Origin of the sequence: Mesorhizobium sp. BR1-1-4, from assembly GCF_020165375.1 — a bacterium.
GTDB lineage: Bacteria > Pseudomonadota > Alphaproteobacteria > Rhizobiales > Rhizobiaceae > Mesorhizobium > Mesorhizobium australicum.
The window spans coordinates 359,379-381,990 of sequence record NZ_JAIUIB010000001.1; the positions used below are offsets into that span (position 1 = coordinate 359,379).

Sequence of the window (22,612 nt, forward strand, 5' to 3'; positions counted from 1 at the left end):
TATGAAGACGCCGGCCGATATCATCACGCGGCTGCAGCTGATGTCGCAGGACGGCACCAAGTCGGATCGCCGGCTGGCGAGCCTCGTCCTGTCCGACCTCGACTTCGCCTCCAAGGCCGCGATCTCCGAGATCGCCGCGCGGGTCGGCGTCAGCGAACCGACGGTCACCCGCTTCTGCCGCAATCTCGGCTGCGAGGGGTTGCGCGACTTCAAGTTCTACCTGGCCCAGGCCATCGCCATCGGCGGCCAGTATCTGTCGCCGGAGCCACTGAGCCGCGACGCCCGCGAACAGCGCATTGCCTCGACCATCACCGAAGCGGCGGTTACAGCCATCCAGCGCGCCAGCGAGAACCTCGACATGACGACGCTGGTCGACGTCGCCGCGCGCCTTGCGGCATCAGGCAATGTGCTGTGCATAGGTTCGGGTGGCATTTCCTCGATGATGGCGACCGAAATGCAGAACCGGCTGTTCAGGCTCGGCCTGCCGGTTCTGGCACAGATCGACGGACAGTTGCAGCGCATGTATGCCGCCGTTGCCACGCCAGACACCACGGTGGTCGCCTTCTCGGTCTCCGGCTATGCGCGCTCGGTCATCGAGGCGGTGCAGGTCGCCCAACAATATGGCGCCGCCACGGTGGCGGTCACCGCGCCCGACTCCGCACTGGCCAAGGTCGCCGACACTGTCATCCACCTGCAGCCGTTCGAGGACGGCAACATCTACAAGCCGACATCGTCACGTTACGCGTTGCTGGCGATCGTCGACATGATCGTGACCTCGGTCGCCGAGACACGCGGACCGAAGGTGCTGGAGAACCTGCGCCGCATCAAGCAGAGCGTGAACACGCTGAAGGTCGACGACCCGCGTTTGCCGCTGGGCGATTGACGAGCCGGCGCCGAAACCGCCAATTTCTCCCCAAGCGGGGATAAGGAGTGGTCCGCGCGGCGGACGGGAAGCCAATTGCTTGGCTTTCCGAACGACGACCACCCGGAGCGACAGCGCAGGACCGGGTCCGGCAGGACAGAGGGGAGCGCTGTCCTGCCTGCATCTCAATTTTGGAAAAGCGCTTCGACACCTGTTACCAGCGCCTCCGGATCACCCAATATTCGCAACGTCTTGAGGCGGGCTGTACCGCCGGCGACGACCGAAACGGCCGATGCCGGAACACCCAGCGCCTTGGCGACCAGCCTCTCCAGCGCTTGATTGGCGGCGCCATTTTCCGGCACGGCGCGGACCCGCGCCTTCACGTGACTTCGTCCGTCCGCCAATGTTTCGACAACGTCGAGCCGGTCCACGGAAGACTTCGGCGTCAGCCGCACGAACAGATCGACGCCGTTCTCGCGCATGCGGAACGGCGCGCTCATGCGATCGTCAGGCCAGCAGCAGCGGCGCGACCGTGGTGAGAATGAACTGCCTGAGGAAGAACAGGATCAGCAACAGGATGATCGGCGAGATGTCGATACCGCCAAGGTCGGGCATGAAGCGGCGGATCGGCCGCAGCGCCGGCTCGGTCAGGCGGTAGAGCATGTTCCCGATGCTGCCGACGAACTGGTTGCGCGAGTTGACGACATTGAAGGCGTAGAGCCAGGAAAAGATCGCCGAGGCGATGATCACCCACCAATAGAGGTCGAGCGCCATGACGATGGTTTGTATGAGGGCGAGCATGCCGGACTCCGATTGTTGCCGACATGTAGCCATTACGCGCCAAACCGGCAAGGGCAGGGTTCCGCCACGCGACCGGCAGCCGGTTTTCGGTGAAGCGCCGCCTTGACAGGAAACCGCGGCGCCCGATAAATGCGCCATCCGCTGGACGGGGCTGTAGCTCAGCTGGGAGAGCGCGTCGTTCGCAATGACGAGGTCAGGAGTTCGATCCTCCTCAGCTCCACCAGCGGAATAATCGTCGCGCTTTTGGCCCTTCCTGCAAGGCGCGACCGGCATCCGCCACGGCGCGATGCAAGGCGTAGCCCCGATCCCCCCAAAAATGGCCAAATGGCATTTCGCCGTTTCCAAGGCGAAATGGTTGTCAATTGGACTTATGGCGATGGCCGGTGTCCGGTTGGCGCTATTTTTTTTGGAAGCCGTCCCATTAGAGTGGCGTTCTCAAATCAGTTTTTTCTGTGTGTTGTGACAGGGCGTTTCGGCGGGGGCGACCGAAAGCGCTATACGGATTCCGAGTCGAAATGAAGTATCCGCCTGCGAAAGCAAACTAGTGTCCATTCGCCAGAATCTTGCTGCAAATCTCAGGCGGCTCTGCAAGGACCATGCTTCTGTCAGCGCGGTATGCCGCGAGCTTGGCATCAACCGCACACAATTCGAGCGTTACCTGCAAGCGCAGACCGTGCCCAACAAGGCCACCGCCAAGCTGATCTGCGATTATTTCCGCGTCGACGAAGCCGAGCTGTACCGGGACCCCGGCGCCCCCTCGCCCGCGGCTCCCGGTCTGCCGCCGATCTCCGAAAGCCTGTTCACCCAGATGATCCGGCCGCCCGCTCCGTCGATTGCGGGCGGCACCTATTTCACCTATTTTTCGATCCCCGGCAGATCCGATCTGCTGGTGCGGGCGATCACCTTCGTGCGTCGCGAAGCCGAGCTGGTCACGTTCCGCAGGGTCACCGGATGGTCGGAGCATCATGGCTCGACATGGGCGCGGGCACGCGGCAATCATTATGGCGTGGCGATCTCGCGCCTTAACTGGATCTATTTCAGCGGCGTCAACCGCCGCCAGACAGGCGAGCCGTCGCTGATCTCGGTGCAATGGGCGCCTATCTCCGAACCGGTGCTGACAGGCAAGGCCATGCTTCTGACCGAAGCCGGGCCGGCATTCGTGTCGGTCATCATGCGGCAGGATAGGTCCAATATCCGGCCCAGGCATGCGATCCGCATGGCGCATGTCGTCAGGCTCGATGATCCCAGCCTCGACCAGCTCGTCGTCAGCCTCGCTCGGGACGGGCTGGGTTAGCCGCTTGCTTACGCTGAATAAGAACAAGAATATCCCGAAAAAGCGTATGCCAGCGACTGCCTACTCCATATCCGAGTAAAATCGATTTTTTAGACTTTCTAGCCAAGAAAGATATTTTAGCTCATAGCTGTTTTACTACAGTTTTAACAAACCAGTAACTCTTCCGACCTTACCTTTCTTCCCGCGGATCCCTTTCCGGGATCTTTCAACAGATCCCTGGGGGTCGGGACGAAAATGACCAAGAAAGTGAACATTGGCCAGAACATGATGTTGGCGGCAACCAGGTACGGCTTGTCGGCCTGCCCCACGGCGGCGCTGAGCCATTCGGCGATCAAGCGCCTTCTGGGCGTCGACCGCCTCACCGACGCGCCCATCTATGCGTTGACCCTCTCAATCCCGGAACTTGATCCGCATTCGGCCGGTCGATCGATCAATTAGCCGGCGTAGTACATCTAGTGCAGCCAGTACGCATTCCCTAAAGTTCATTCGATGACAGGAGCAGAACATGTCAAATCAGGCCTTACGTCAGTCAGAGCTCGACAGTCTCCAATATATCGCGACGATGACCAATGAGCTGGTGCAGATGGCCGAAGCGAGCCGCTTCCCCATGATCTCCTATCTGCTCGGTATGGCCTATGCCGAAGCCTTCGACGTCTTGCGCGGCGCACGGCCGGCACGACACGCGCAGCTCAGCGGCAATCCGATGCACCCCAAGGCACACCCGAAAGACAACCACGCTCAGCCAAGAACAGCGTAGCGCGATGCAATTGTCGGGCTTGCGGGACGGCTGGCACGGATTTGAGGGGCATTAGTCCCGCAAACTGAACACGAATGGCGCTGTACGGCTGACGCGCGGGCCGAGTTCCGCCGGTGGCGCCGGCACGGTCGCGCCCTGCAGCACCGCAAGTGCTGCTCGGTCGAGTTCGGCATCGCCGGACGAACGGGCGACCCGGGCCGACAGGACCCGGCCGGATGGGTCCATTGTAAAAGTCACGTTCACATTGCCCTGCGCGCGCCGGGATTTCGCGGCGCTCGGATAGCGCTTGTGGCGATTGATCCACGCCGTCAGCCGCGATTCCCATTTGGCCGGGCTGACACCCGAGAACCCGGCCGCCGATCTCGGCGCCGCCGCCTTGGCGGCAGGCTTGGCCTCGGCTCTCGCGGCACTTGCCGTCTTCGGTGGCTCGGCCTTTTCCTTCTTCGGCCTTGGCTTGGGCTTGTCGACCGGCTTTTTAACCTTGGCTTCGGCCGGTTTCTTTTCCTTGCGCCGTTCCGTCGGCTTTGCCCGCGGCAGCGGAACGACAGCCTCCGGCGCGACGGTCTCGACAATATCGGGGACGACCTGTTCCAGCGGCGGCTGTTCGACCGGTTCGGCCTTCGTCATCTCCGTAGGCTCGTTCGGCGGCACCATCACGGCCTCGGTAACAGGCTCCGCTTGCTCGACCATCTTGTCAGGCTCGGCCTCGGCGGCCTTCTCGGTCTGTTCGACTGGCTCGGCCCGGTCGGGAATGGCCGCGTCGGGCATCGCGGCCTGTTCGGGCACCGACGGCGTCACCATCATCGGCGCCATCTCGACCACTAGGGCCGGCGGCGGTCCGCCATCCGACAGGTCGACTGGATTGAAATTCTGCACGGCATACGTGACCGCGACATGAGCCCCAAGCATCAGCACCGCCGCGCATGCCCATAGGCCAAGGTCGCGCCAGTCGAAGCGCGACAGCACCACCGTGGGCGAGGCGGCGGATGGCGTCATGGAGCGGCCGCTTTGCCTGGCGCCGGTGCGGCGATATCACCTGCCGGCGCGGCCTCCAGGCCGACCAGCGCGATCTTCAGATAGCCGGCGGCCCGCAGCAGGTTCATCGCCTCCATCAGCTCGCCATAGGCGACCGCCTTGTCGGCTCGCAGGAATATCCGCGTCTGCTTGTCGCCCTTGGTGCGGCTGTCGAGCGTGGCGGCAAAAGCCGGGCGCGGCACCGTGTCGTTGCCGATCGCCAGGCTGAGATCGTTCTTCAGCGTCAGGAACAGCGGCGTCTCCGGTCGCGGCGCCGGCGTCGCGGTCGAACCGGGCAGGTCGACATTGACATCCACCGTCGCCAGCGGTGCGGCGACCATGAAGATGATCAGGAGCACAAGGATGACATCGATGAAGGGCGTGACGTTGATCTCGTGGCTTTCCTCGAGGTCGTCGTCCAGGGTCTGTCGAATTCTGCTCCCCATGGCGTCGCTCCCGCTACTCCGCCGCCAAGGCTGTCGCCGGCGCTATCGTGCGGAAATCGAGGTCGCGGCTGACCAGCCGTTCGACGCCGGCCGAGGCGTCGGCGAGGATCTGCCGGTAGCCGGCTATCGAGCGGGCGAAAACGTTGTAGATCACCACCGCTGGGATTGCCGCGACCAGACCCATCGCGGTGGCCAGCAGCGCTTCGGCGATGCCCGGCGCGACCACGGCGAGATTGGTGGTCTGAGCCTGCGAGATGCCGATGAAGGCGTTCATGATGCCCCAGACGGTGCCGAACAGGCCGACGAAAGGCGCGGTGGAACCAATCGTCGCCAGCAGGCCGGTGCCGCGCGACATGCGCCGCGACGCAGCCGCCTCGATGCGCGACAGGCGCGAGCTGACCCGTTCCTTCAGTCCGTCGCCGCCGACGTGGTCGAGCGCATTGGCCGAAAGCGCGGCCTCTTCTTCCGCTGCCCGCACCAGGAGCGCGCCGGGATCGCCACAGCGGTCGAGCGCGCGGCTCGCCTGCTTCAGCGTGGCGGCATCGCCGATCGCGCGGACGGCACGGCGGAGGCGCAGCTTTCCGCCGAAAATCTCCAGCGATTTGGCCAGCCATATCGTCCAGGTAACGAGCGACGCGAAAGCCAATCCAGTCATCACCGCCTTCACGATGATGTCGGCGGCCCTGAACATGCCCCATGGCGACAGGTCATTCGGCAGGTTCAGGTCCATCGTCCCGGCAGGCGCGACCTCGGCCGGCGTTGTCGCGCTCGGCTGGCCGGCTGGCTGCACGGGCGCCATGGCAGCCGGTGCAGCTTGTGCCGGCGCGGCAGGGGCCTCAACCGCTGGAGAAGAGCCGGCCGGTTGCTCCTGGGCCGTGGCGCCTGTCGCCCCCAGGACAAGCGATGCGACCAACGCCGCCAACAAACCATATCTCGACATGAGCTTCTTCCTTGTTCTCACGGCGGCCAGCCGCTTGCCGGTTCCTGCAACCGCCGGCGACGACTTCACTGCACATAGCCGACGGGTTGGCCGGTGACGGGATGCGCGAACACACCCATCTCGACGCCGAAAATGTCCTTGAGCACATCGCTCAGCATGATCTCGCTCGGTGTGCCGCGCGTCAGCAGCCTGCCGTCCTTCAGCGCGATCAGCTCATCGCAGTAGCGCGCCGCCATGTTGGGGTCGTGCAGCACCACGACGACGCACAGGTCGCGCTTGCGGCTGAGGTCCCTGACCAGGCCCAGCACCTCGACCTGATGCGCGATGTCGAGCGCCGAGATTGGCTCGTCGAGCAGCATGACGCCGGCATTCTGCGCCACCAGCATGGCCAGCCAGGCGCGCTGGCGCTCGCCGCCGGATAATTCATCCACCAGCCGCTCAGTGAACCCTTCCATGTCGGTCAGCATAAGGGCCTGCTCGACATGGCGCCTGTCCTCGGCGCCGAAACGGCCAAGCGCGCCATGCCATGGATAGCGTCCGAGCGTTGCCAGCTCGCGCACGGTCAAGCCCGTCGCCGCCGGCGTCGTCTGCGGCAGATAGGCAAGAGCCCGCGCCAGCTCGCGCGCGCCCCATTGCGATAGCGGCCGTGCGGCGAAAGTGATGGCGCCGGAGCTTGCCGGCTGCTGGCGCGCCAAAAGCTTGATCAGCGTCGATTTGCCCGAACCGTTATGGCCGATCAGCCCGTAGACGCGCGCGCGCCGCAATTCGAGCGAGACCGGACCGAGCAGCGTCCGTTCGCCGACGGCGAAACGCACGGCATCGATATCGAATGCGGTCTGGCTATCGGCTTCGGCCATGGTCACGGCATTTCTCCAGCCCCGCCGCCGCATTCCGATCCTGTCTGCGGAGGCAGGTCCCCGGTTGACTATGAAACTTGATATTACTAGTCAAGATTTAAGATAGGAATGCACCGCAAAACCTGAAACGCTCCGGGGCCGGTGCCATTGTTGCCGCGTACGGGCCCTCACCCGCGCAGCCGGCCGATCCGCGCCGGCGATCTCGGTCCCGGGCCACACGATGTCGGCATCCGGTGTCGCCGCATCGATGCGGACACGCTAGGGTGAGCCGGCGGCAAGGAGCTCCGGATGATCAAGGCGACACCCTTCGACTACCCCTATGACGGCAGGCTGGTTGCCGAAAACACCGCGCTCGTCGTCATCGACCTGCAACAGGATTTCCTGTCGACATCGGGCTATTTCGCCAGGAAGGGGTATGACCCCTCGCCGCTGCGGGCGATCCTGCCCGCCGTGAACCGCCTGATCGCGGCCGCGCGCAAAGCCGGCGTCACGGTCATCCACACAAGACAGGGTTACCGCGCCGACATGGCGGACATGACGCCCTACGAGAAATGGCGCCGCAAGCGTTCCGGCCTCGACGGCACCGACGTCCTGCTGCGCTCAGGCGCTGGGTTCCAGATCGTCCCGGAGATCGACGTCGCGCCGCACGACATCATCGTCGACAAGACCTGCAACAGCGCCTTCACCTATACGGATTTCGAGCTTGTGCTGCGGGCGCAAGGCATCACGCATCTGATGTTTTCCGGATGCACGACGGATGTCTGCGTTCACACCACGCTGCGCGAGGCCTGTGACCGCAATTTCCAGTGTCTGACGATTTCGGACGCCTGCGCCAGCGGCGACAGACAAGCGCATGAAGCGGCGTTGCACATGGTGACGGTCGAGGACGGCGTCTTCGGCGTGCTGGCCGATTCGGACGCCGTCATTGAAGGCCTGTCGCGGCTTGGCGACAGCCTGAAGCAGCAGACGATTGATGGGCTTCACCCCGCTGCTCGCGTCTCCAATCCTGGGCGAGGCGCATAAGCTCCAGGCTGGAACTCGCTGGCCTCCCGGCGCGCCAGGGAGTTGCGCAGCAGCGCCAATGTTTCCCGGCCGGCCGTCGCGATCTCGCGCGGCGTGTCGACGCCGACGATCATGAACTCATCGATCCCGAGCCCGGCATAGGCGAGCAGCGACAGCGCGGCCTGAGCAGGCGGGCCGGATAGGTCGACCGCCTTGTGGCCGGCGGCGGAAACACCCTGGTGGATCCTGACCGGAAGCGCGAAGCGCAGTTTGCCCGCACGGCCATGTTCGGCCGCGGCGCCACGTGCCCGCTCCATCAATTGCCTGATATCGTCGATCGGCCCCGGCGCCAGTTCGAAGACATCGGCATGCCGGCCGGCCACCTTCAGCGCCGTTCCGGATTGCCCGCCCATGCGGACCACGAGGTCGGCGCCATGCGGGCCCTTGCGCGGCACATAACCGCTTTTGATGCTGTAGAACGCGCCTTCGTGATCGAAGGGCCGGTCGTTCGACCACAGCCGCTTCAACAGCACCAGATATTCGTCGATGCGCTGCCAGACGACGCCATGTCCGACCGGCCGTGTCTCGGCATCGTCGTCGTTCAAGGGCTCGCTGATCATCCTGAGCGTCAGCCGTCCGCCGCTCTCCCTGTCGATGGACGCCAGCTGGCGGGCAGCGACCGTGGGTTCGATCACGCCGGCCCAGTGGGTGAGCACCACTTCCAGCGAAGCGGTGCGGTTGAGCACCTGCGAGGCCAGATCCATGTTGGTCAGCAGCCCGGCCGAATCGTCGACGACGATCTTCTGGAAACCGCCGTCCTCGATCAGCCCGAGCTTGGTCGAGGTCTCGGCGAAGTCATAGAAAAAGGGAACCGCCGCGTCGGCGGTCTTGCCGGGTACATGCGTGAATTCGATCGGCATTGTCATCTCCTCCATCACTGGAATCACTGATGCTGTGAAATGCGAATCCTCAGGCGCGCGAAAACGCCCCGGGATTCGGTTCAACTCCGATTGCCTGAAAGCTGTGGGGCAGCAGCCCCTGTCGATCCCGCGCCTTAGGGAATAAGGCCCAGCACGACTGCCCCGGTGAACACGAACGCAAGGGCAAAGACGAGATAGGCGAAAGCGCCGGCATAGGCCGGGCGAAAGCCCTGCGCATTGGCCACTCGCTGGCCGTTGCTGTCGGTCTGGGCGTTCTGGAAATAGGACATGTCGACCTCCGTCTCGCCGCTTAATCTATAAAACTTGTAGACTTTGTCGATTGCTATTTTTGTGCAAGTGGCAGAATTATTTTCTCATAAATGGCCAAAAATTGGTGTGAAGTTGCTGTTGGCATAGGCCCCGGCCACCGATCGGAAGAGCGCGGCGGCATCGATGTGAGGCGTCCCAAGGTCAAGCTTCTTCATTCCGGGACAGCTTGACGCCCTTCCTCTCCTGTCCCGGAGGGATAGGAAGGGCACCAAATCCTACTCGTCTATCGCTCCTCCCGCCGAAACGGCTTGAGCAGCGCCGAGGGCGCCACCGCGTTGCGCGACATGACGGCCATGGCGACGATGGTGAAGATGAACGGCAGCATCAGGAACGCCTCGTAGGGGATGTGGCCAAGCCCACTCGCCTGCATGCGCAATTGCAAGGCATCGACGAAGGCGAACAGCAGCGCGGCCCCTGCCGAGCGCCAGGGATCCCAACGGCCGAAGACGACCAGCGCGATCGCCACCCAGCCGCGGCCGGAAACGACGCCGAAGGTGAAGGCGTTGAACTGCGCCATCGACAGGAAAGCACCAGCGAGCCCCATCAGGGCGCCGCCGAGAATGACGGCCTGGAAGCGCGTGGCGATGACGCTGACGCCGGCGGAGTCGGCCGCGCGCGGGTTCTCGCCGACCATGCGCACCGACAACCCCCACGGGGTGCGGTAAAGGATGAAGGCCGCCAGAGGAATGGCCAGGATGGCCATGTAGACCAGCGCGAACTGGTTGAACACCGCAGGACCCAGCACGGGAATGTCCGAGAGAACCGGGATCGGCAGCGTCTGAAAACCCTTGATGCTCGGCGGCACCGATTGCTGGCCGAAGATCAGCCGGTAGAGGAAATAGGCCAGCCCCGACGAGAACAGGGTGACGCCGATACCGCAGACATGCTGGCTGAGGCCGAGCACTACCGTGAACAGCGCATGCAGCGCGCCCATCAGCATGCCGGTCAGCACCGCCACCAGGACACCCAGCCACAGGCTTCCACTGAGGCTGGTGGCGGTGAAGCCGGTCATGGCGCAAAGCAGCATGATGCCTTCGATGCCGAGATTGAGCACGCCGGCCCGTTCGGAGAACATCTCGCCGAGCGTGGCAAAGGCCAGCGGCGTGGCGATGCGGATGATGGCGGCGAGAAAGCCGACCTGAAAAATCTGCTCGAACACCGCGCTCATCCGGCGGCTCCGACGCGGCGGATGCGATAGGCCGTGAACAGCAGCGCCACCAGCATGGCGAGCAGCGCCGTGCCCTGGATGACGTCGCTGAGGAAGGCCGGCACGCCGGTCGCGCGCGACATCGCCTCGGCGCCGGTCATCACGGCTGCAAGGAAGATCGCCGCCGGCACGACGCCGAGCGGGTTGAGCCGCGCCAGCATGGCGACGACTATGCCGGAATAGCCGTAGCCCGGCGAGATATCGCTCATCACCTGGAAATGCACGCCGCCGACCTCGCCGACGCCGGCCAGCCCCGCCAACGCGCCCGACAGCAGCGCCGTCGACAGCAGCACGCGCTCGACATGGATGCCGCCATAGCGTGCCGCTTCCGGGTTTTCGCCGGTGACCCTGATCCGGAAGCCCAGCGTCGTGCGCACGATCAGGAACCAGATCAGCGGGGCCGCGATCAGCGCCGCGACGACACCGAGATGCAGCCGCGTGCCTTCGATCAGCACCGGAAAGTTCGCTGTATCCTCGATCGGCGGCGAGATCGGATAGCCGCTGAAGCTGTCCTTCCACGGTCCCTCGATCAGCGCCATCAGGGCATAATAGATGACCGAGTTGAGCAGCAAGGAGCTCACGACATCGTCGACCTTGAACTTTACCCGCAGCGTCGCAGGCACCAGCGCGACCGCCGCGCCCGCGGCCGCCCCCGCCAGCGCCATGAAAAGCATGGCGAGCGGTCCTGGCATCGGGATCGCACCGACGAAACAGCTCGCCACCGCGCCGGCCAGCAATTGTCCTTCCGCGCCGATGTTCCAGAACTTTGCGCGGAAGGCGACCGCCACCGCCAGCCCGGTAAAGATCATCGGGGCGGCGCGGACCAGCGTTTCGGTGATGGCGTAGCTGTCGCCAAGCGAGGCCGTGAACATCACGCCGTAGGATTCGAACACCCCGGCCCCGGCCAGCGCGATCAGGCCGCTGCACAGGATGAGCGTGGCGACAATCGCCAGCAACGGCAGCGCGAGGTTGAACCAGGCGGGCGTGGACGTGCGGACTTCGAGGCGGAACATCAGTGGCCCTCCGCGCCGGTCATCAGCAGGCCGAGCCGGGCGACGGTCGCATCGGCACTGTCCAGCGTGCCGACGATGCGGCCCTCATACATCACCGCGATGCGGTCGCAGAGCACCAGCAGTTCCTCCAGATCCTCGCCGATGACGATGATGCCGCAGCCCTTGGCGCGCATGTCGAGGAATTTTTCATGGATGAAGCGCGCCGCACCGATGTCGAGGCCACGTGTCGGCTGTGAAACGATCAGCACCTTCGGATCGAAAGCAAGCTCGCGCGCCAGAAGCGCTTTCTGCAGATTGCCACCGGACAGCGCGCCGGCGCGCGTCATCGGCCCGGGACATCTGATGTCATAGGCCTTGATCTGTTCCTCGGCGAAAGCGCGGATCGCATCCGGCTTGAGCAGGCCCTTGGCGGAGAAGGCTGAAGTGCCGATGCGCGGCAGCACCATTGAATCGGCGAGCGGCAAATTGGTGACCAGCCCCGTCGTCATGCGATCTTCCGGGATGCGGCCAAGGCCGAGCGCCTGCACCTCGCGCGGCGAGAATTTTGCCACCTGTTTGCCGGCTATCGTCATTCGGCCCGTCTCGGGCGCCAGCACGCCGGAGATCACCTCCGCCAGCGCCCGCTGGCCATTGCCGGAGACGCCGGCGATGCCGAGGATTTCGCCTGCACGAACCGCAAGCGACACGTCGCGCAACGCCCGGCCGGAATGCTTCGAGGTTGAAATGCCGTCGAGCGTCAGCACATCGGCGCCGGGCGTCGACGATCCCCTTGCCGGCGGCACGATCTCATGGCCGCACATCAGTTCAGCCATTGCAGCCGACGTCGTGTTGGCGGGGTCGTCGACGCGGCCCGCGACGCGGCCGTGCCTCAGCACGGTGCAGCGATGCGTCAGCGCCCGCACCTCGTTGAGCTTGTGCGAGATGAAGATGATGCCCAGGCCTTGCACCGCCATCGAGCGCAGGGCCGAAAACAGTCCGTCCACCTCGCTCGGTGCCAGCACCGCCGTCGGCTCGTCAAGGATCAAGAGCTTGGCACCGCGAAACAGCGCCTTGACGATCTCCAGCCGCTGTTGCTCGCCGACCGACAGCGCCGAGACCGGCAGATTGGGATCGAGCGTCAGCCCGTGCCGACTGCTGATTTCAGCAAGCCGCGCCAGCCCGCCGCTGTGGTCGATCCGTCCCGATTTGCCCGGAATGCCAATGAGCAGATTTTCCAGCACGGTGAGCCGTGGTGCCAGATGAAAATGCTGATGCACCATGCCGATGCCCGCGGCCAGGGCATCGGCCGAGCTCCTGATCCTGACTGGCTGGCCCTGGATCAGGATCTCACCGGCATCCGGCGCGTAGGCACCGAACAGCACGTTCATCAATGTCGTCTTGCCGGCGCCGTTCTCGCCGAGCAGCCCGAGGATTTCCCCCGGCGCCACGCTGAGATCCACAGCCTCGTTCGCCTTGACGGCGCCGAAGGTCTTGGTGATGCCGCGCATTTCGATGAGAGGGGCGGACAAGAATGCTCCTGATTTTTCCGATCCGGCCTTAGCTGCGGAGGGCGGCGCTGCACCCCCCTCTGTCCTGCCGGACATCTCCCCCTCAAGTGGGGAGATTGGCAGCTTCGCCGACTTCGCTTATGTTTCAAGGTCGGCGATTGGCGAAGCCGAAGTGACATCTAATCTCCCCCCTTGAGGGGGAGATGGCCGGCAGGCCAGAGGGGGGCGCCACGCGCCAGCCCCTCAATCATGGCGTCAATCCGAGACCGGCGTATTCTCGTCCACATCCACCCGGAAATTGCCTTCCAGGATCTCGGCCTTCTTCTTCTCGACCAGATCCTTGACCTCGGCGGGCAAAGTCTTGTCGAACTTGTGGAAGGGCGCCAGATACGAACCGCCCTTGGCCATGCGCGAGAAATCGCCATAGTCCTGCGCGGTGTAGACCCCGGCCTTGACCAGCTTGATCGCCTGCTCGACCGTCGGATACATGTCCCAGACCGGACCGGTGATGACGGTATCGGGGCCGAGGCTCGACTGGTCGGACATGTTGGAGATGGCGAAGATCTTCTTTTCCACCGCCGCCTCGATGACGCCGAAGCGTTCGGCATAGATGACATCGACGCCGGCATCGATCTGCGCCACCGCGGCTTCCTTGGCCTTGGGCGGATCGAAAAAGGAGCCGATGAAGGCGACCTTCTTCTTGACGTTCGGGTTGACCTCCTTGGCGCCGGCGAAGAAGGCGTTGACCAGCCGGTTCACTTCCGGAATGCCCATCGCCGCCACCGCGCCGACCGTGCCCGATTTCGACATCTTGCCTGCGATCATGCCGGAGAGATAGGCGGGCTCGTGGATCCAGTTGTCGAACACGCCGAAATTCGGCTCGGCCGGCCCGGCGCCAGAGCCGAACAGCCAGGCTGTCTTGGGGAACTGCTTGGCCGTGCGGCGCGATTCACGCTCGGCGGCGAAGGCATCGCCCAGCACCAGCTGATAGCCGCCCTGCGCATATTCGCGCATGACGCGGCTGAAGTCGGCGGTCTGGACCTTCTCCGACCATTTATATTCTATGCCCAGTTCCTTCTCGGCCTTCTGCAGGGCGACGTGGATCTGGTTGTCCCAGGGTTCCTCGATCGGCGTGGCGAAGATCGCCGCCACCTTCAGTTTTTTGCCCGCCGCGAAGGCCGCGCCCGGCAGCATCGTCGCGGCCAGGCCAAGCGCGCCCAGCTCCAGCACGTTGCGTCGCGACAGCCCTTCGCGCGTCGAATGAGATCTGTTCTTCCGGTCTTCCATTGAAGTGCCCCTCTGTTTGACAGCCGTGTCGAGCCGGCCGTTCCTGAAATCAGACGGGGAACTATGGAACGGGTCCGGACTTTTGTCCACATGGTCAAATTTGGCAGGATCGAGCATATCCACTCTCCTGGCCTGCCAGGAAGAGCGATTGCTCAGGCCCGTTCGAGCGCGATGGCAATGCCCTGGCCGACGCCGATGCACATGGTGGCCAGCGCATAGCGGCCGCCGCGCTCGCGCAGCTCCAGCACCGCCGTGCCGGAGATGCGCGCGCCCGACATGCCCAGGGGATGGCCAAGTGCGATGGCACCGCCATTCGGGTTCACGTGCGGCGCATCCTCGGCAATGCCGAGTTGGCGCAGCACGGCGATGCCTTGCGAGGCAAAGGCTTCGTTGAGTTCGATGACATCGAATTGTTGCGGCGTCAGGCCAAGCCGCGCACAAAGTTTCTGCGTCGCCGGCGCCGGACCGATGCCCATGATGCGCGGCGCGACCCCGGCGGCGGCCCCACCCAGAATACGGGCGATCGGCGTCAGCCCGTATGTCTTCACCGCCGCTTCCGAGGCAACAATGAGCGCCGCAGCGCCGTCATTGACACCAGACGCATTGCCGGCCGTCACCGTGCCACCTTGCCGGAACGGCGTCGGCAATTTGGCCAGCGCCTCGACGGTTGTGCCGGCGCGAGGATGTTCGTCCTTGCTGATAGTGACCGCATCTCCCTTGCGCTGTGGGATGGTCACCGGGGTGATCTCCTTCGCCAGCCGGCCATTGGCTTGGGCCGCGACCGCCTTGTCCTGGCTGCGCACGGCAAAGGCATCTTGGTCCGAGCGGGAAACAGCGAAGTCTTCCGCCACATTCTCGCCGGTCTCCGGCATGGAATCGACGCCGTATTGCTTCTTCATCAGCGGGTTGACGAAGCGCCAGCCGATGGTGGTGTCATAGATCTCGGCATTGCGCGAGAACGCCGTGTCGGCCTTGGGCATGACGAAAGGCGCGCGGCTCATCGATTCGACACCACCCGCGATCATCAGTTCCGCCTCGCCGGCCTTGATGGCACGCGCCGCGATGGTCAGCGCGTCCATGCCCGAGCCGCACAGACGATTGACCGTCGAGCCTGGTATCTCCTTCGGCAGCCCAGCTAGCAGCAAGGCCATGCGCGCCACGTTGCGGTTGTCCTCGCCGGCCTGGTTGGCGCAGCCATAGACGACGTCGTCGATCCGCTGCCAGTCGATGCCGGGATTCCGCTCAAGCAAAGCCTTCAACGGGATGGCGGCAAGGTCGTCGGCCCGAACCGAAGACAACGAACCGCCGAAGCGGCCGATCGGCGTGCGGATGTAGTCGCAGATATAGGCCTCGGCCATTTTATGCAGCCTTTGTTTTTCCGGTTCCCTCATGCGCCGCCTTGGTGCGGGCCTGCAGGTCGCGCAATGTCTTCAGTTCGAGTTCGCTTGGCGCGGGTGTTTCGTCAAGCGCCTCGGCGAACTTAACAACCCAGCCACAGCGCTCCTGCACCTGCTGACGGGTGACGCCCGGATGCAGCGACACGACCGTGAATTCCTTGGTCACCGGATCCGGCTTCCAGAGGGCGAGATCGGTGACCAGCAATGTCGGGCCGGATGTATGGATGCCCAACCGCTGTCGGTGATCGCCGCCCTCGCCATGGCCGAAGGAGGTGACAAAGTCGATCTTCTCGACCATGCCGCGCTTGGTCTGCGCCATGGTGATGTAGATCTCCTTCGACGACGTCGCGATCTCCGGCGCGCCGCCGCCGCCGGGCAGTCGGGTCTTGGGATGGAAATAGTCGCCTATGACAGTGGTGTTGATGTTGCCGAACTTGTCGAGCTGCGCCGCACCGAGGAACCCGATGGAAATGCGGCCGCCCTGCAGCCAGTAGCGGAACATCTCCGGTACGGCGACGGTGGTGACGGCGGTTTCGCACAATTCGCCATCGCCGATCGACAGCGGCAGCACGTCGGGCGCCGTACCGATCGTGCCGCTCTCATAGATCAAGGTGATGTCGGGCGCATGCGTCAGCCGCGCGACGTTGCAGGCCGCGGACGGCGCGCCGATGCCGACGAAGCAGACATCGTCATTCCTCAGCGCCCGGCTCGCGGCGATCGTCATCATCTCGTTGGGGGTGAAGCCCAGCTGATTCTCGCTCATGCCGCGTTCCGCAGATGCGAGACCCGGGCCGCGAAATCGTCGGGACTTTTCTCGATCACGTTTGCCTGCATCCAGGCCCGGAATTTCTCGCGGTCGGCCGCGACCTCGTCCCATTCGAGATAGGCGGCATTGTCGCGCGCATAATAGCCATGGGCATAGGAGGGGTGCGAGCCGCCGGGCACGACCGAGATCGCCGCGATCGTCCAGCGGGGCAGCACAGTCAGATTGGGGTGAAGATCGTCAAAATTGTCGACCACCTCCTCCACCGTCACCACCGCGCGCGTCGCCGCCAATACCGCCTCCCTCTGGACGCCGATGATGCCTTCGACCAGCACATTGCCTTTCCGGTCGGCTTTCTGCGCATGGATGAAAGTGACATCGGGCCGGATGGAAGGCACGGCCGCCAGCATCTCGCCGGTGAACGGACAGGTCACCGCTTTGATGTTCGGATTGACATCAGCCAGCCCCGTGCCGCGATAGCCGCGGAACACCGCGCAGGGCAGGCCGGCCGCACCCGCCTCATAGCCATTGGCCATGCCGGCATGGCTGTGTTCCTCGACCGCGATCGAGCGGGGAAAACCGTTCTCGATCGCATCGCGGGCGCGCCGCAGCAGGCCGACACCGGGATTGCCGACATAGGAGAAGACGATTTTCTGGGCCATGCCCATGCCGATCATCTGGTCGTAGATCAGGTCCGGCGTCATGCGGATCAGGGTCAGGTCGCGATATCCCTGGCGGATCGCCTCATGCGCGGCGGCCGTCGGGATCAGGTGGGTGAAACCTTCGAAGGCAGCGGTGTCGCCATCGTTCAGGTTCTCCGCCACGGCCTGTTTGAGCGGCAGGAACTTGACCATTGCGGCGACTCCCAGAGTCCAAAAGTTCGTATTGCGAACATATGTATTGAATGCGATACTTTCTAAACTCCGTTGAGCCGGGGTGTCAATCGTAGCGAGATCGCCCGGACCGAGAGATGAGATGCACGACGAGACCGTTTCCCGTGATCACGTCGGCTCGCTCGAGCGCGGACTCGGCGTGATGGAGATATTGGCCCGCCATCCCTCCGGCATGACCCTGACCGAAATGGCCGAACAAGCCGGCCTGACCCGTGCCGGCGCCCGGCGATTCCTGCTGACGCTCACCGCTACCGGCTATGCGACGCAATCCGGGCGTCTATTCTCCCTGTCCCCGCGCCTGCTGACCGTTGCCCGCACCTGGCTCGGCGGCGCCTCGCTGTGGAGCTTCGCCGCGCCGATCATGCGCGCCATCGCCGCGCAACTGAACGAGGCCTGCTCTGCAGCGATCCTGTCGGGCCAAGATGTCGTCTATGTCGCCCGCGTTCCCGGCCGGCGGATCCTGAGCGTATCGCTCGATGTCGGCACCAGGCTACCCGCTTATTGCACCTCGATGGGGCGGATGCTGCTGGCGGGGCTGACACCGGCGGAATTGGACGCCTTCTTCCGTAAGGCAACGGTCGAGCGGCGGACGCCGAAGACAATTGTTGAAAGACCGTTGCTGGCAAAGGCCATTGCCAAAGCCAGAATGGATGGCTTCGCCATCGTCGACGAAGAGCTGGAACTCGGCCTGCGCTCCATCGCCGTGCCGATCCGCGACCGCGCTGGGCGCACGGTCGCGGCGATCAATGTCTCGACCCAGTCGGCACGGTTTTCCGTCGCGGATATGGAGCGGGAGATCTTGCCTGCGCTGCTTGAGGCCAGACAGCGTGTCGAGGATTTCTTTGTCGTCTGATAGAGGCCTGTTAGGCTTCCCTGGCGTTGGCCCGCCAGCGTCTAAATAGCGCCCTCAATGCTTGATCCGGTCCCGCATAGCGTACCACAGCATGCCCAGCACATAGAGCGGCCCGCGCAGCGCCGTGCCGCCCGGGAACGGCATTGGTGTCAGCGTCGAGAACAGGTCGAGCCGTGAGGCATCGCCGGTGATCGCCTCGGCCAAAAGCTTGCCCGACAGCGTCGACAGGATGACGCCCTTGCCTGAATAGCCGTGCGCGAAATAGACCTCGCCATAGTGCCCGACATGCGGCAGCCGCGACGTCGTTACCGACACCAGCCCGCCCCAGGCATGGTCGATGCGGCAGCCCTTGAGTTGCGGAAAGGTGCTCTCCATGTGCGGCCGCACGAAGCCGGCAATGTCGGCCGGCGGTGACGGCGTGTAGCGCTCGCCGCCGCCGAACAGCAGGCGTCCATCGGCGGACATCCGGTAATAGTTGACGACGAAGCGTGTGTCGGACACCGCGACATTGGCCGGGATGACGTTGCGCGCGCCCTCCAGCGGCTCGGTGGCGACAATGTAGTTACCGACCGGCATGATGCGACTGTTGACGCGCGGCTCCAGCCCGTTGAGCAGCGCGTCGCCCGCCAGCACGACATGTCTGGCCCGCACCGATCCCTTTGCCGTCGAGACCCGGATCGAGGGTTCGCGCTCCAGCTTCACGGCCAGCGAGTTTTCGTGGATGACCACGCCGGCCGCGACAGCCGCGCGGGCAAGCCCAAGCGTGTAGTTGAGCGGATGCATGTGGCCGCCGAGCGGCTCATACATGGCGCCATGATAAGGCGTGTCGACCTTGGCCCGAGCCGCCGCCGCCGAGAGTATCTCGACATCGCGGAATTTCATCACGCTCTCGAGGCACTTGGCCTCTTCTTCCAGATCCTTGAGGTCGGATCCGTTGACCGCGCCGACCAGATGGCCGGTCAGCCTGAGATCGCACTCGATGGCATTGCGTTCGATGATGTCGAGCACCAGGCCGCGCGCCTCGAAAGCGAGGTCGAACAGCACCTTGGCCCGCTCGGCTCCGTAGAGCTTGACCAGACCCTTGGCGCCCTTGCGCAGGCCGGGGATCATCTGGCCGCCATTTCGGCCCGATGCGCCCCAGCCGATCTTGCCGCCTTCGAGCAGCACCACCTTCAGCCCGCGTTCGGCGGCGTGAAGGGCGGCCGACAGCCCGGTGCAGCCGCCGCCGACGACGACCAGGTCGGTTTCGGCATCGCCGACGAGCGCTGGATGGTCCGGCGCCGGATTGGCGGTGGCGACGTAGTAGGATTTGCCGATGTCGAGACCGGAATTGAAACCCGTTGAAGATGCCATGATCACACCTTCAGCAAGAGATGGTCGCGTTCCCAGCTCGTCACCACGCTTTGGAATAGGTCGAGTTCGACGCTCTTGACGCGCAGATAGGTCTGGAAGAAGTCCTCGCCGAGCAGCTCTCGCACCGGGGCACAAGCCTCGAAACGATCCAGCGCCTCCTCCATGGTCTTAGGCAGCGTGCTCCTGATCTTGTAGGCATTGCCCGACGCCTCGGCCGAGCGCGCCAATTTCTGCTCGACGCCCAGATAGCCGGCAAGCAGCGACCCGGCGATCGCCAGATAGGGATTGCAATCCGCCCCAGGCAGCCGGTTCTCCACCCGCCGCGCTGCGCGTCCCCCCGCCGGCACGCGGAGGCCGCAGGAGCGGTTGTCATGCGACCACTCGATATTGGCGGGTGCGCTGTGGTTGGGCCTTATGCGGCGGAAAGAGTTCACGTTTGGCGCGAACAGCGGCATGATTTCCGGAACATATTTCTGCAATCCGCCGATGAAGTGGCCGAACATCCCGGTGTCGGCATCGTCGCCGCTGGCGAAAAGCGCATTGCCGGCCTCGTCGACGACCGACATGTGCAGATGCATCGAGCTGCCGGCCTGGGCCGCGATCGGCTTGGCCATGAAGGTCGCATGCATGCCGCATTGCTGCGCGGCCTGGCGCGTAAACCGCTTGAACAAAAGCACCTGGTCGGCCAGCGGCAGGGCGTCACCATGCAGCAGGTTGATTTCCAGCTGCGCCGTGCCCGATTCATGGATCAGCGTATCGAGCGGCAGACCGGCCGCCGCTGAATAGTCGTAGATGCGCCGGATCACCGGCTCGAATTCTTCCAGCGCGGCCATGTCATAGGGATGCTGCACACCCTCGGCGCGGCCATTGGCGCCGACCGGGGCGGTGAGGGGCTTGTCCGGATCGGGATTCGGTGCGGTCAGATAGAATTCAAGTTCCGGCGCCACCACCGCGCCCCAGCCGCGCTGGCGATAGAGATCGAGCACGGCGCGCAGCACATGGCGTGGCGAGGCCATCCATGGCCTGCCGTCCATGTGGAAGGCGTCGGCGAAGACATAGGCCTTGCCCGCCCCCGCACCCGGCGCCAGGCACAGCGTCGAGACATCGGGCACCATGCGCATGTCGGGGTCCGAATAAGCAAAACCCTCGTCGATAGAGCCGGAATAGCGACCGTCGATGCTGACCAGGAAGGCGCTGCTCGGCAGGTAGAGCGCGCGGTCTTCCAGCGCCTTGAGGAGTTTGGCGGTCGGCAGCGCCTTGCCGCGCAACACGCCGTTCATGTCGGGCACCAGGCACTCGACCTCGGTGATGCCGTGCTGCGTGAGCCAGGCCTTGGGGTCGTTGATTGCGGTATTCGTGTTCTTATCAAGCATTTCGTTCATGTCCGTATCGGGGAGAGAATGGCTTGCGCGGCCACGTCCGTTCCGGATTTCAGCGCCATCTCGGCTGAATTGTCCCTGAGGCGGGCGGGCGTGACGTCATCGGCCAGCAGGCCGAGAATGGCTCTCTTCAATCCCCCTTCGGTCCAGCCGTCGCGGCCAATATGATCGCCGGTCTCTCCGGCGCGTTGCGCATTGTCGTCCCAGCAATAGAGCATGATCAGCGACGGCACGCCGAAGCGCAGCGCCTCGCAAAAGCTTTTATTGCCGCCGTGGTGGATGAAGGCTGGGCGCCCCGGGTGGGCAAGGCCTGTGCGATGCCAATGCAGTTTAGCGCGGCGCCAGAGCCCGCCTTGGAAAACAGCGCGATGGTCGGGCTGGCTTTACGCGTCAATTCATCCTCTTCAATCCGGCCGGCTGATCACGCCGAACAGTGCGGCTCCTTGCCTGGCCGCCTGCGGCCGCCGGCTGCGGGAGAGGCGCAGGTGGATGCGAAACAGATCGGCACCCATTTCATATCGCCGGTTGTCGAGATGGTCGAGTGTATTGAGGTGCTCGCGCAACGATTGCTTCGGCCGGAAGACGTTGATGCATGACCCGGAACGGCTCATTGGTACTGCCGCGCTCGCCGGTCCGGTCTTGTCGCCGCATTTCCAGCCTCTCGGCAGGCCCGCCCTGATGCGCTCACCACCGGTCTTGTTGGCCACCAGCCAGTCGACAAGCCGCGCTCGGCTTTTTTCGCCGACAATCAGGTCGAAGCGAGAAGCGGTTCTGCGTTGTCGTTGAACGGGAACGGCTCCAGGAGGAAAACGATGCCGCCAGGCCAAGCCCAGCGGCATCTCCTCTGGTGACTACGGGCCTTTTCAGCGACGAACCGCTACGGCGTCGTTCCCGCCTGAAGCTTGGCCGCCGTCTGGTCGATCTTGCCGGCAAGAACACCTTGGGCCCAGGCCGTGACCTCGGCGTCGACCGGCTTGTTGGCCATGTCGGTCAGCGCCGCATCGAGCGATGCATCATCGGTGCCGACCGCTGCCGCCGCAGCCGCGGCCGCAGCCTCATCGGCCGCAGTATTGTCGGCGTCGACCACCGCCTGCTGGGCAGTGATGTCAGCCTGCAGAGCCGATATCTGGCCGGGCAGGGCCGCCTGCTGTTCGGCTGTCATGGCGTCGATTTCGGCCTGAGACAGCGACGTCAGTGCGCTCAACTGCGAATTCAGCGTATCCAGTTGAGCCTGGGCCGCGGCAGCTGTGGCAGCGGCCGCCGCAGCCGCGGTCTGCGCGTTCTTGGCTTTCGCCGACTGCGTCACGAATGCCTGAACGGCGGCGAACTTCTTGCTCTTGGAGTTCATATAGGCGTTGACGTTGCGCTGCAGCGAGTTCAGCCGGCCAAGCTTGGCGTGGATATTCTTCTCCTTGGGCACGGACGAGACCTTTGTGTTCGTATCGACCGTGGCGTCGGCCGTTGTGTCCGTGTCCGTCTTGGCTGCCCGTCCCGGTGCCGACGACTTGCCGTGCGAAGCACCGCTGTTGCCGTTGCCATTCCCATGGGTGCCGCCATTGCCGTTGCCGCCGCCATTGCCTCCAGCATTGCCGCCGCCATTGCCATGCCCATTGCCGGCGAGCGCCGGAGACGCCAGAAGCGCCAATGCGGCCACGGCCGCGAACAGTGTTTTCCGGTTTGTCATGCTAATCTCCTCGGGAATCGCCGCACTCGCCCACCGCTGAACCACCTGCGTATGAGAAATCACTAATCATACC

Annotated in this window: 25 protein-coding genes, 1 tRNA gene and 1 pseudogene; 7 read left to right on the forward strand and 20 right to left on the reverse strand. The window is 64.3% G+C overall.

Annotation, left to right across the window (positions count from 1 at the left end):
* The first annotated feature begins 1 nt into the window (after position 1).
* Positions 2-883: a MurR/RpiR family transcriptional regulator gene (locus LB571_RS01775; RefSeq protein WP_140662492.1), complete on the forward strand. Its 882-nt coding sequence runs from the start codon at positions 2-4 to the stop codon at positions 881-883.
* Between the two features lie 164 nt (positions 884-1,047).
* Here the strand turns inward: LB571_RS01775 and LB571_RS01780 are convergent, their stop codons facing one another.
* Positions 1,048-1,362, reverse strand: coding sequence for a DUF167 domain-containing protein (locus LB571_RS01780; RefSeq protein ID WP_015315113.1), 315 nt, complete (start codon positions 1,360-1,362; stop codon positions 1,048-1,050).
* 7 nt (positions 1,363-1,369) lie between these two features.
* Positions 1,370-1,663, reverse strand: a complete 294-nt coding sequence (locus LB571_RS01785) for a YggT family protein (protein WP_015315112.1) — start codon at positions 1,661-1,663, stop codon at positions 1,370-1,372.
* Between the two features lie 147 nt (positions 1,664-1,810).
* Between LB571_RS01785 and LB571_RS01790 the strand changes: the two genes are divergently transcribed.
* From LB571_RS01790 to LB571_RS01805, 4 genes are all read left to right on the forward strand, one after another.
* Positions 1,811-1,886: transfer RNA gene (locus LB571_RS01790), tRNA-Ala, on the forward strand.
* A 321-nt stretch (positions 1,887-2,207) separates the two neighbouring features.
* Positions 2,208-2,957: a helix-turn-helix domain-containing protein gene (locus LB571_RS01795; protein WP_224591852.1), complete on the forward strand. Its 750-nt coding sequence runs from the start codon at positions 2,208-2,210 to the stop codon at positions 2,955-2,957.
* Positions 2,958-3,191: 234 nt separating this feature from the next.
* Positions 3,192-3,395, forward strand: coding sequence for a nitroreductase family protein (locus LB571_RS01800; RefSeq protein WP_224591854.1), 204 nt, complete (start codon positions 3,192-3,194; stop codon positions 3,393-3,395).
* Positions 3,396-3,462: 67 nt separating this feature from the next.
* Entirely contained in the window at positions 3,463-3,714 is a 252-nt protein-coding gene (locus tag LB571_RS01805; protein ID WP_015315110.1) for a hypothetical protein, read from the forward strand.
* Positions 3,715-3,765: 51 nt separating this feature from the next.
* On the opposite strand, the gene LB571_RS01810 is transcribed toward LB571_RS01805, so the two are convergent.
* From LB571_RS01810 to LB571_RS01825, 4 genes are all read right to left on the reverse strand, one after another.
* Complete coding sequence (locus tag LB571_RS01810) at positions 3,766-4,710, reverse strand: energy transducer TonB (protein ID WP_224591857.1); 945 nt, start codon at positions 4,708-4,710, stop codon at positions 3,766-3,768.
* The gene (gene exbD, locus LB571_RS01815) at positions 4,707-5,174 is read right to left on the reverse strand and encodes a TonB system transport protein ExbD (RefSeq protein ID WP_140616534.1); all 468 of its coding nucleotides are present in this window, start codon (positions 5,172-5,174) and stop codon (positions 4,707-4,709) included. Before exbD ends, LB571_RS01810 begins: the two co-directional genes overlap by 4 nt.
* A 13-nt stretch (positions 5,175-5,187) precedes the next feature.
* On the reverse strand, positions 5,188-6,114 hold the full coding sequence (gene exbB, locus LB571_RS01820; RefSeq protein ID WP_224591860.1) for a tonB-system energizer ExbB: 927 nt from the start codon (positions 6,112-6,114) through the stop codon (positions 5,188-5,190).
* A gap of 65 nt (positions 6,115-6,179) precedes the next feature.
* Positions 6,180-6,971 (reverse strand): ATP-binding cassette domain-containing protein, encoded by a 792-nt coding sequence (locus tag LB571_RS01825; RefSeq protein ID WP_224592214.1) that lies wholly within the window; start codon positions 6,969-6,971, stop codon positions 6,180-6,182.
* A gap of 288 nt (positions 6,972-7,259) precedes the next feature.
* Between LB571_RS01825 and LB571_RS01830 the strand changes: the two genes are divergently transcribed.
* The gene (locus LB571_RS01830; RefSeq protein WP_140616531.1) at positions 7,260-7,994 is read left to right on the forward strand and encodes a cysteine hydrolase family protein; all 735 of its coding nucleotides are present in this window, start codon (positions 7,260-7,262) and stop codon (positions 7,992-7,994) included.
* Here LB571_RS01830 and LB571_RS01835 read toward each other — a convergent pair.
* From LB571_RS01835 to LB571_RS01875, 9 genes and pseudogenes are all read right to left on the reverse strand, one after another.
* Complete coding sequence (locus tag LB571_RS01835) at positions 7,952-8,893, reverse strand: LLM class flavin-dependent oxidoreductase (protein ID WP_140874637.1); 942 nt, start codon at positions 8,891-8,893, stop codon at positions 7,952-7,954. The two genes, LB571_RS01830 and LB571_RS01835, sit on opposite strands and share 43 nt — an antisense overlap.
* Positions 8,894-9,027: 134 nt before the next feature.
* Positions 9,028-9,183, reverse strand: coding sequence for a hypothetical protein (locus LB571_RS01840; protein ID WP_015315103.1), 156 nt, complete (start codon positions 9,181-9,183; stop codon positions 9,028-9,030).
* A gap of 263 nt (positions 9,184-9,446) precedes the next feature.
* Positions 9,447-10,391: an ABC transporter permease gene (locus LB571_RS01845; RefSeq protein ID WP_140662481.1), complete on the reverse strand. Its 945-nt coding sequence runs from the start codon at positions 10,389-10,391 to the stop codon at positions 9,447-9,449.
* A complete protein-coding gene (locus tag LB571_RS01850) occupies positions 10,388-11,443 on the reverse strand; it encodes an ABC transporter permease (protein WP_224591863.1) in 1,056 nt (351 codons plus the stop codon). Before LB571_RS01850 ends, LB571_RS01845 begins: the two co-directional genes overlap by 4 nt.
* 236 nt (positions 11,444-11,679) lie before the next feature.
* Positions 11,680-13,026, reverse strand: a pseudogene (locus LB571_RS01855) (ABC transporter ATP-binding protein); the annotation flags it as partial.
* Positions 13,027-13,185: 159 nt separating this feature from the next.
* On the reverse strand, positions 13,186-14,217 hold the full coding sequence (locus LB571_RS01860) for a BMP family protein (RefSeq protein WP_224591882.1): 1,032 nt from the start codon (positions 14,215-14,217) through the stop codon (positions 13,186-13,188).
* A gap of 152 nt (positions 14,218-14,369) precedes the next feature.
* Complete coding sequence (gene pcaF, locus LB571_RS01865; RefSeq protein ID WP_224591884.1) at positions 14,370-15,575, reverse strand: 3-oxoadipyl-CoA thiolase; 1,206 nt, start codon at positions 15,573-15,575, stop codon at positions 14,370-14,372.
* A 1-nt stretch (position 15,576) separates the two neighbouring features.
* Positions 15,577-16,377, reverse strand: a complete 801-nt coding sequence (locus LB571_RS01870; protein WP_140712329.1) for a CoA-transferase subunit beta — start codon at positions 16,375-16,377, stop codon at positions 15,577-15,579.
* Entirely contained in the window at positions 16,374-17,231 is an 858-nt protein-coding gene (locus LB571_RS01875; protein ID WP_224529582.1) for a CoA transferase subunit A, read from the reverse strand. The genes LB571_RS01870 and LB571_RS01875 overlap by 4 nt, the downstream gene beginning before the upstream one ends.
* A 121-nt stretch (positions 17,232-17,352) precedes the next feature.
* On the opposite strand from LB571_RS01875, the gene LB571_RS01880 reads away from it, so the two are divergent.
* Positions 17,353-18,123 (forward strand): IclR family transcriptional regulator C-terminal domain-containing protein, encoded by a 771-nt coding sequence (locus LB571_RS01880; protein ID WP_224591886.1) that lies wholly within the window; start codon positions 17,353-17,355, stop codon positions 18,121-18,123.
* Positions 18,124-18,177: 54 nt separating this feature from the next.
* Here the strand turns inward: LB571_RS01880 and LB571_RS01885 are convergent, their stop codons facing one another.
* From LB571_RS01885 to LB571_RS01905, 5 genes are all read right to left on the reverse strand, one after another.
* The gene (locus LB571_RS01885; RefSeq protein WP_224591888.1) at positions 18,178-19,476 is read right to left on the reverse strand and encodes an NAD(P)/FAD-dependent oxidoreductase; all 1,299 of its coding nucleotides are present in this window, start codon (positions 19,474-19,476) and stop codon (positions 18,178-18,180) included.
* A 2-nt stretch (positions 19,477-19,478) separates the two neighbouring features.
* Entirely contained in the window at positions 19,479-20,849 is a 1,371-nt protein-coding gene (locus tag LB571_RS01890) for a glutamine synthetase family protein (RefSeq protein ID WP_140875507.1), read from the reverse strand.
* Positions 20,850-20,854: 5 nt separating this feature from the next.
* The gene (locus tag LB571_RS01895; RefSeq protein WP_224591894.1) at positions 20,855-21,088 is read right to left on the reverse strand and encodes a hypothetical protein; all 234 of its coding nucleotides are present in this window, start codon (positions 21,086-21,088) and stop codon (positions 20,855-20,857) included.
* Positions 21,089-21,259: 171 nt separating this feature from the next.
* A complete protein-coding gene (locus LB571_RS01900; RefSeq protein ID WP_224591895.1) occupies positions 21,260-21,682 on the reverse strand; it encodes a hypothetical protein in 423 nt (140 codons plus the stop codon).
* Between the two features lie 50 nt (positions 21,683-21,732).
* The gene (locus LB571_RS01905; protein WP_224591897.1) at positions 21,733-22,539 is read right to left on the reverse strand and encodes a hypothetical protein; all 807 of its coding nucleotides are present in this window, start codon (positions 22,537-22,539) and stop codon (positions 21,733-21,735) included.
* Positions 22,540-22,612 lie beyond the last annotated feature (73 nt).

Excerpts from the sequence above, each read along its gene's own strand:
- LB571_RS01775 (WP_140662492.1), top strand. The coding sequence starts at position 2 with ATGAAGACGCCGGCCGATATCATCACGCGGCTGCAGCTGATGTCGCAG.
- LB571_RS01780 (WP_015315113.1), bottom strand. The coding sequence starts at position 1,362 with ATGAGCGCGCCGTTCCGCATGCGCGAGAACGGCGTCGATCTGTTCGTG.
- LB571_RS01785 (WP_015315112.1), bottom strand. The coding sequence starts at position 1,663 with ATGCTCGCCCTCATACAAACCATCGTCATGGCGCTCGACCTCTATTGG.
- LB571_RS01800 (WP_224591854.1), top strand. The coding sequence starts at position 3,192 with ATGACCAAGAAAGTGAACATTGGCCAGAACATGATGTTGGCGGCAACC.
- LB571_RS01805 (WP_015315110.1), top strand. The coding sequence starts at position 3,463 with ATGTCAAATCAGGCCTTACGTCAGTCAGAGCTCGACAGTCTCCAATAT.
- LB571_RS01810 (WP_224591857.1), bottom strand. The coding sequence starts at position 4,710 with ATGACGCCATCCGCCGCCTCGCCCACGGTGGTGCTGTCGCGCTTCGAC.
- exbD (WP_140616534.1), bottom strand. The coding sequence starts at position 5,174 with ATGGGGAGCAGAATTCGACAGACCCTGGACGACGACCTCGAGGAAAGC.
- exbB (WP_224591860.1), bottom strand. The coding sequence starts at position 6,114 with ATGTCGAGATATGGTTTGTTGGCGGCGTTGGTCGCATCGCTTGTCCTG.
- LB571_RS01825 (WP_224592214.1), bottom strand. The coding sequence starts at position 6,971 with ATGGCCGAAGCCGATAGCCAGACCGCATTCGATATCGATGCCGTGCGT.
- LB571_RS01830 (WP_140616531.1), top strand. The coding sequence starts at position 7,260 with ATGATCAAGGCGACACCCTTCGACTACCCCTATGACGGCAGGCTGGTT.
- LB571_RS01835 (WP_140874637.1), bottom strand. The coding sequence starts at position 8,893 with ATGCCGATCGAATTCACGCATGTACCCGGCAAGACCGCCGACGCGGCG.
- LB571_RS01840 (WP_015315103.1), bottom strand. The coding sequence starts at position 9,183 with ATGTCCTATTTCCAGAACGCCCAGACCGACAGCAACGGCCAGCGAGTG.
- LB571_RS01845 (WP_140662481.1), bottom strand. The coding sequence starts at position 10,391 with ATGAGCGCGGTGTTCGAGCAGATTTTTCAGGTCGGCTTTCTCGCCGCC.
- LB571_RS01850 (WP_224591863.1), bottom strand. The coding sequence starts at position 11,443 with ATGTTCCGCCTCGAAGTCCGCACGTCCACGCCCGCCTGGTTCAACCTC.
- LB571_RS01860 (WP_224591882.1), bottom strand. The coding sequence starts at position 14,217 with ATGGAAGACCGGAAGAACAGATCTCATTCGACGCGCGAAGGGCTGTCG.
- pcaF (WP_224591884.1), bottom strand. The coding sequence starts at position 15,575 with ATGGCCGAGGCCTATATCTGCGACTACATCCGCACGCCGATCGGCCGC.
- LB571_RS01870 (WP_140712329.1), bottom strand. The coding sequence starts at position 16,377 with ATGAGCGAGAATCAGCTGGGCTTCACCCCCAACGAGATGATGACGATC.
- LB571_RS01875 (WP_224529582.1), bottom strand. The coding sequence starts at position 17,231 with ATGGTCAAGTTCCTGCCGCTCAAACAGGCCGTGGCGGAGAACCTGAAC.
- LB571_RS01880 (WP_224591886.1), top strand. The coding sequence starts at position 17,353 with ATGCACGACGAGACCGTTTCCCGTGATCACGTCGGCTCGCTCGAGCGC.
- LB571_RS01885 (WP_224591888.1), bottom strand. The coding sequence starts at position 19,476 with ATGGCATCTTCAACGGGTTTCAATTCCGGTCTCGACATCGGCAAATCC.
- LB571_RS01890 (WP_140875507.1), bottom strand. The coding sequence starts at position 20,849 with ATGCTTGATAAGAACACGAATACCGCAATCAACGACCCCAAGGCCTGG.
- LB571_RS01905 (WP_224591897.1), bottom strand. The coding sequence starts at position 22,539 with ATGACAAACCGGAAAACACTGTTCGCGGCCGTGGCCGCATTGGCGCTT.